This is a genomic window from Modestobacter lacusdianchii (genome assembly GCF_054177765.1).
Genome location: NZ_JBJJTJ010000069.1, coordinates 1 through 798 on the forward strand (window position 1 = coordinate 1; position 798 = coordinate 798).

Consider the following 798-nt stretch of genomic DNA (forward strand, 5'->3'; position numbering starts at 1 on the left):
TCCGTACTTTGAGAACTGCACAGTGGACGCGAGCATCTAGTAGTACTCAAGTATCTGGATGCCTGCGCTGATCCGCGTACTGCTCATCTGGTGGGTCGTGCTCTCTTCGGGGGGTGGGGCCTGTGTTGGGTGTGTGGTGGTGGGTGGGCGTGGGTGTTGTTTGTGTGGTCAAGTTGTTAAGGGCACACGGTGGATGCCTGGGCACCAGGAGCCGATGAAGGACGTAGGAGGCTGCGATAAGCCTCGGGGAGCTGCCAACCGAGCGTTGATCCGAGGATTTCCGAATGGGGGAACCCCGCACCAGTCATGTGGTGTGACCCGCGCCTGAACACATAGGGCGTGTGGAGGGAACGTGGGGAAGTGAAACATCTCAGTACCCACAGGAAGAGAAAACAACCGTGATTCCGTGAGTAGTGGCGAGCGAAAGCGGATGAGGCTAAACCGATCGCATGCCAAGCCGGCAGGCGTTGTGTGGTCGGGGTCGTGGGACGATTCAGCATCTTCTGCCGAGGGTGCAGGGAGTCAGAAAGTCATGTGTTAGTGGAAGGCCTCTGGAAGGGGTCGCCGTAGAGGGTGAGAGCCCCGTACACGAAAACTCATGGCCTCTCGAGTCGTATCCCAAGTAGCACCGAGCCCGTGAAATTCGGTGTGAATCTGGCGGGACCACCCGCTAAGCCTAAATACTCCCTGGTGACCGATAGCGGACAAGTACCGTGAGGGAAAGGTGAAAAGTACCCCGGGAGGGGAGTGAAATAGTACCTGAAACCGTGTGCCTACAAGCCGTGAGAGCCTTATGCC

1 rRNA gene is annotated in these 798 nt (G+C 57.8%); it reads left to right on the forward strand.

The annotated features are described in order from the left end of the window. Positions 1-166: 166 nt before the first annotated feature. A 23S ribosomal RNA gene (locus ACJTNH_RS20740) occupies positions 167-798 on the forward strand; the annotation flags it as partial.